Origin of the sequence: Synechococcus sp. H70.1, assembly GCF_047502705.1 — a bacterium.
GTDB lineage: Bacteria > Cyanobacteriota > Cyanobacteriia > Thermostichales > Thermostichaceae > Thermostichus.
This window is the reverse complement of record NZ_JANSIV010000113.1, coordinates 1-5,576: the sequence shown is the minus strand read 5'-3', so window position 1 is coordinate 5,576 and position 5,576 is coordinate 1. Positions and strand designations below refer to the sequence as shown.

Genomic DNA, 5,576 nt, shown 5'->3' with positions numbered 1-5,576 from the left:
TTCTGCACTCTGCATGCTTAACTCCTAATTCGCAGAAAGTATCTTTTGGCGCCGGAGAGGGTAATAGCTGCCGCCTCGATTGCGGGAGTGATAGATAAGGGATCGTCAATAGGCATCAATACAATCTTGGTCTGGCGATCTAAAGCCACAAGAGCCTGATCCAGTTGCTGGCGTGGAACTTGGGGAAATCTTTGGCGCAGATCTGATAGGTAAACCCGGGAGTGGCGTCCTCCCATCTCCTCACAAGTTCGAAAGACCTTCTCGAGGAAGGCGGGATCGACTTTTGCTTGGCCAAAATCGGAAGGAGGTTGGCCAGAGCCGGCTGGCTTGAGGACATGGGCCAAGGGAACGCTCTCCCGCTGCACGTAGTCCACCAAAATTTCCAAGACCTTTTGCAAAACGACTGCTGCCTCCGGTGACTTGGAACGGGCAATGGCCGTTGGAGGTGTGGTGGAGGCCCAGTCCCAGGCCTTGTCAGTTAGTGCAAGCCGAGCTACTTTCCTTCCCTTTTCAACTGTGGTCTTGTATTCAATGAGGCCCCTTTCCTCCAGCAGCTTGAGCTCCTTGGCGCTGTGCTTTGGCTTCAGCTGGGACTTGGCCGGTTCCTCCCCCGTTAGCAGAAGCTTCCAGAGCAAAATTTCGCTCTTGGGCAACAAAGAGGTCATCTTCTCACTCTCCAACTCGCCTCAAAGCCGGCTCCGTTGCTGTTGAATTACCTTGCGGATCATCTCCACCGCCCGCTCGCAGTCGCTCATCACCAGATCGTTGGGGATCCGCAACACCAAGTAGCCGGAAATCAGCAGTTGGTAGTCCCGCAGGCGATCCTGGTAGTAGCGGTCTCGGCTGCAGTGCTCTGGCCCGTCCACTTCCACCACCACCTTGCCCTCCCGCCAAAGGAGATCTGCTAGAAAGGATTGCCCGGTTACACTTTGTAACACTTGGTTAAACTCTAGCAGATCCTTGAGCTGCGGGTCCGCTGCCACCCGCTCGGCTAGCTTCTTCTCTGCCAGGCTAAAGGGGTGAGGGGATCCCTTGCAACCCACCACCACCTGCACCGAGCTGTCGAACTCCTCCCGCCTCTCCGGGAGCGGCACCTGGAGGGCGCCGTAGCTCACGGAAGCCAATTCAGGGTGAGCGGCCAAAGCACTCGGCACCACCAGCACTAGCCGTGCTTGACTGTGGTCGGCCAACCAGGTAGCTGCCTTGGCCAAGCCAAGGAGGTAGCTGGGCGCCGGCTCTGGCTCATCGGTTGCTAAAGCCAAGGTTAGCTCGCGAGGGGCAATGGCTTTAGCCAGTTGTTGCACCTGGATTGCCCGCTGGATCCCTGGCACCACAGGCAGGCGTTGCTGCTGGCACAAGTGCATTGCTGCCCTAAGCCAGGTACTGGAAATGGCGGGATCCCGTTTTGCGGACAGCTCTCGGGCGCGGAGGCGATTGAGAACCTGGGCCTCTGCCGTTCTGCCCGGCTCAAACTTTTCTCCATACCAATAGGGCCAGAGGGATAGAGCTACCTCCGCCAGCACCTGCAGACACTCGTCAAGGATGACATCCTGAGCCGGAATTCGGTGCCAAAGCTTGGAGACAAAGACCGTCTCCCGAGTTTCAGCCTCTTCCGCCAAAATTGCCAGCGCCTCCTCCACGGACGGCGCTAGCAACAGCTTTACCTCCCCCTCTTTGCCCAGGTCTGGCCACAAAAGAACGGCCACCTCGCCCTTCCCCCCTGCCTTTCTATAAATCCTGCCTCGGGATAGGCCGAGGAAGCAACAGTATCGAAAGCTGGGTCGGCAGGGATTCGAACCCTGGGCCAATCGGTTAAAAGCCGAGTGCTCTACCGCTGAGCTACCGACCCAAGTTTGCAGCTCTGACAGAATAGCACAACTTCTGTCATATTAGCAGAAGCTCTAGCCAGATCCCCAAGGATTTTGCTATTCTAGGTTTAGCCAAACCCTGGGGCTGTAACGGTTTCGACGGGGTGGCGAACAAGGGTTCATGATGCAGGTCGGGCTTGAGCTTATCCCGTTACCACTAGGCTCAACAAAGTAGGTGCGAACAACGTCGTACCTTTTGCTCGTAAAGCAGCCGCTCTGGCTGCCTAAGGCTCAGTAGAGAATTACCCTGAGCTCGAGGATCCTCCCACGACCCCGTTAAGTGGGCGGATCACAACCCCAACGGGTGCAGCTCTCTTCTCCCGCTCCGTCGAGGGAGAGCCTAAGCTGAGGCGGAGAACTCCCGTCGCCGGGATCTAAACGGCGATCCCTGCCTCGAGGGTCAGAGAGGCTAAGCCTGTGAAGGAGTGAGCCCCCAGTACCCATCTCGGACACGGGTTCGACTCCCGTCAGCTCCATCTTCAGGCCAACCCTACTTGCCCAGGCCCAGCTAATCCTCGGCTACAAGCGGGGCTTCTGAGTTCCTCTAGAGGTGGATCCAACCTCAACCGGCTTTGCGGGCGGAGGAGCTCCTATTGCTGTGCCCTACAATCAAGGGCAGTGGGTTGGAGAAAAGAGGGCCATGCGGCTCATCGATGAACGGGGGCGTCTTCTAGGAAAGGTCAGCCTCCTGGATCTGGGGGCGCTGGCAATTGTGGTGGCGGCGATCGTAGCTGTCCTGTTTTTCCCAGGGCGGCAGGCGGGCAGCGTCGTCCAGGTAGGGGGTGGCCCCACGCTGCCAGTGGAAGTGGATATGATCGTGCGGGGGGTCAGCAGCCGATCCCTGGAACCCTTTCAAGTGGGTCAGAAGGCCGACTTGATCATCCGCAACCAACCCTACGGCCAGGTGGAGGTGGTGCGGATAGAAAATGTCAGCCGCACCGTGCCAGTAGTTTTTCCGGATGGACGGGTTGAAAACTTGCCTGACCCTGAGCCCTATCGTTTTGATCTGGTGTTTACCTTGCGGGGACGGGGCCAGAAGACGGAAAATGGCATTGTCCTGGGCAACAACCGCGTCAAAGTTGGCGTTCCCCTGGAGGTGGAGACTTTTAGCTACAACTTGCGCGGCACCGTGATGGAGGTGCGGCTGCTGCAATCGTAGAGAACCCCCACCCTAATGCAGCTACAGGAGATTGCCCAAAGATTGGGATGCACCTACGAAGGGGATCCCACCCTGGAGATCCACGGCGTGGCCAGCCTGGCAGAAGCTCGCCCAGGCGAGCTGAGCTTCCTCAGCGAGGTCCGCTACCTGCCTCTCCTGGAGCAAACCCAAGCCAGCGCCGTCATCGTAGGTGAATCTGTAGTTTTGCCCCGCCCCATCCCCTGCCTGCGGGGCAGGGATCCGCGCTTGCTCTTTGCCCAGGCCATCGAGCTGTTTTACCAACCCTACCGCCTGCCCGTCGGGATCCATCCCACAGCTGTGATCGATCCCAGTGTGGAGTTGGGGGAGGGGGTAGCCATTGGGCCGCATGTGGTGGTGATGGAAGGGGTGAAAATTGGCAACTACACCCAGATCCACCCCAACGTAACCATCTACCCCCACGTGCGGATTGGATCCCGGTGTCAGCTTTTGGCTAACTGCGTTATCCACGAACGCACGGAGATTGGCGACGATTGCCTCATCCACAGCGGCGCCGTGATTGGCGACGACGGCTTTGGCCACATTCCTCTCCCTGATGGATCCTGGCGGCGCATGCCGCAGGCGGGCCGGGTGGTGCTGGAAGACGGCGTAGAAGTGGGCAGCAACACCACCATTGACCGGGCTGCCGTTGGCGAGACGCGCATTGGCCGCGGCACCAAGATCGACAACCTGGTGCAGATTGGCCACGGTGTGCGCACGGGATCCCACTGCTTAATCGTCGCCCAGGTGGGCATTGCCGGCAGTACCCAATTGGGCCACCACGTCATCTTGGGCGGGCAATGTGGCTTGGCGGGGCATCTGCACATTGGCGATGGCGTGCGTGTGGCCGCCCAAACAGGGGTGACCAGCGACATTCCTCCTGGCCAAACAGTAGCCGGCTACCCCCACCAACCCATTGCCGAATGGCGTAGGAGCATGGCAGTCCAACGGCATCTGCCCGAGCTGCAGCGGGCCCTGCGCAAGCTGGAAGCGCGGGTAGCCAAGTTGGAGCAAAACAGTGGGAGATAGGGGATCAAGGGTTAGCCTGCTGACAGCCAATTCGCTTGCTTGCCCCCACCGCCTAGCCCAAGAAAACACTCCCCTCACCCGCCGGCAACTGGCGGAGCTCATGCCCTCGGCCCAGGGGCTGCTCAGCGATGAACCCGAAATGGAACACTCCCTCCACGCCCTGCAGCTTTTGATTCTGGTGAGCTGCCTCAATCGTCCCTGGCAAGACCGCAACGACTACTTCCTCGCCTGGAACCTCACCGTTTACTACAGCCGAGAGCAATTCAAAAACAAAGACTTGCGCGGCCCGGATCTGTTTTTGGTCAAAGGGGTAGAAAACCGCCCTCGCCCCTCTTGGGTGGTGTGGGAAGATCATCGAGCTGCTTTCGGAATCGGCAGCCAAGGTGGATCGGGGTGAAAAGGGGGAGCTTTGCGAAAGGGTTTTTAGGACGCTGGAGTACTTTTACTTTTCTCCCGAAACGCAGGAGTTTACGAGCTTGCAACTGAGGGGGGAACGGCATGAGGAGATTGAGCCATCGGAGCAGAGGTGGCGCTAGAGGGAAGTGTTGGGGCTGCGCCTAGGCATTCCTAGCCAGCAACTGCGGTACTTTTTCCCCAATGGGGAGCTGGTGCTCACACCAGAGGAGGCTGAAAAGATCGAGCGTCAGCGGGCTGAGCAGGAACGGCAACGGGCGGAGCGCCTGGCCCAAAAGTTGCGAGAACTAGGAGTGGACCCGATACTTTGTCAAAGAAAACTGGCCAGCCCAAAATACCTCTCGGAGAACTGGCAATGACCAACCCCAAACCGATTATTGAGGTGCCGGATCCGGTTGATCTACCCGACTGGCCCCCTACCCAAGACGAGCTCCCCTACGACGACGGCGTACCCATGGAAAGCTGGCGACACAAGTGCCAGATGGACTTGCTCATCTCCGTCACCCAAACCTGGCTGCAACAGCGCCCTGATGGCTTTGTCAGCGGCAACATGTTCCTCTACTACAGCTTGGAGCAGACCCGCAGCCGCAATTTCCGAGGGCCTGATTATTTTGTGGTGCTGGGAGTGCCCAAGGGCGAGCGCAAAAGCTGGGTGATCTGGGAGCAGGGCAAAGGGCCAGACGTGGTGATTGAGCTTCTTTCTCCCAGCACTGCCCAGGATGATAAGACAAGCAAAAAGCAGCTTTACGAGCAAATTATCCGGGTGCCGGAGTACTTTTGGTTTGACCCGTTTGAGCCGGAGGACTGGGCGGGGTTTCGGCTGAGGGGCGACCGCTATGAGCCGATTGAAGTCGATGCAGAAGGTCGCCTGCCGAGCGCAGTTCTGGGACTGTACCTGGTGAAATGGGAAGGCAGGTTTCGGGACATCGAAACCACATGGATTCGCTGGGCCACGCCTGCTGGAGAGCTGGTGCCCACCGAGGCCGAACTGGAGCGGCAAAGGGCTGAACAAGAACGGCAACGAGCCGAGCAGGCCGAACAGCGGGCGGAGCGTCTGGCCCAAAAGCTGCGAGAACTGGGGGTGGATC

7 protein-coding genes, 1 tRNA gene and 1 other RNA gene are annotated in these 5,576 nt (G+C 58.8%); 6 read left to right on the top strand and 3 right to left on the bottom strand.

Annotation, left to right across the window (positions count from 1 at the left end; all coding sequences use genetic code 11):
• Positions 1-17 precede the first annotated feature (17 nt).
• From NW827_RS08050 to NW827_RS08040, 3 genes are all read right to left on the bottom strand, one after another.
• Positions 18-665: a hypothetical protein gene (locus NW827_RS08050; RefSeq protein ID WP_414403788.1), complete on the bottom strand. Its 648-nt coding sequence runs from the start codon at positions 663-665 to the stop codon at positions 18-20.
• Between the two features lie 21 nt (positions 666-686).
• Positions 687-1,706, bottom strand: a complete 1,020-nt coding sequence (locus NW827_RS08045; RefSeq protein WP_414503546.1) for an endonuclease domain-containing protein — start codon at positions 1,704-1,706, stop codon at positions 687-689.
• 71 nt (positions 1,707-1,777) lie between these two features.
• Positions 1,778-1,849 (bottom strand) — tRNA-Lys (locus tag NW827_RS08040).
• 100 nt (positions 1,850-1,949) lie between these two features.
• Here NW827_RS08040 and ssrA point away from each other — a divergent pair.
• From ssrA to NW827_RS08010, 6 genes are all read left to right on the top strand, one after another.
• Positions 1,950-2,347, top strand: a transfer-messenger RNA (tmRNA) gene (ssrA, locus tag NW827_RS08035).
• A 161-nt stretch (positions 2,348-2,508) separates the two neighbouring features.
• On the top strand, positions 2,509-3,027 hold the full coding sequence (locus tag NW827_RS08030; RefSeq protein ID WP_414362488.1) for a DUF4330 domain-containing protein: 519 nt from the start codon (positions 2,509-2,511) through the stop codon (positions 3,025-3,027).
• Between the two features lie 15 nt (positions 3,028-3,042).
• Positions 3,043-4,074, top strand: a complete 1,032-nt coding sequence (gene lpxD, locus NW827_RS08025; RefSeq protein WP_414362487.1) for a UDP-3-O-(3-hydroxymyristoyl)glucosamine N-acyltransferase — start codon at positions 3,043-3,045, stop codon at positions 4,072-4,074.
• The gene (locus NW827_RS08020) at positions 4,064-4,471 is read left to right on the top strand and encodes a hypothetical protein (RefSeq protein WP_414503545.1); all 408 of its coding nucleotides are present in this window, start codon (positions 4,064-4,066) and stop codon (positions 4,469-4,471) included. Before lpxD ends, NW827_RS08020 begins: the two co-directional genes overlap by 11 nt.
• Positions 4,472-4,619: 148 nt before the next feature.
• Positions 4,620-4,847, top strand: a complete 228-nt coding sequence (locus NW827_RS08015; RefSeq protein WP_414403791.1) for a hypothetical protein — start codon at positions 4,620-4,622, stop codon at positions 4,845-4,847.
• A partial coding sequence (locus tag NW827_RS08010) for a Uma2 family endonuclease (protein ID WP_414503544.1) occupies positions 4,844-5,576 on the top strand: 733 nt, incomplete at its 3' end. The genes NW827_RS08015 and NW827_RS08010, both read left to right, overlap by 4 nt.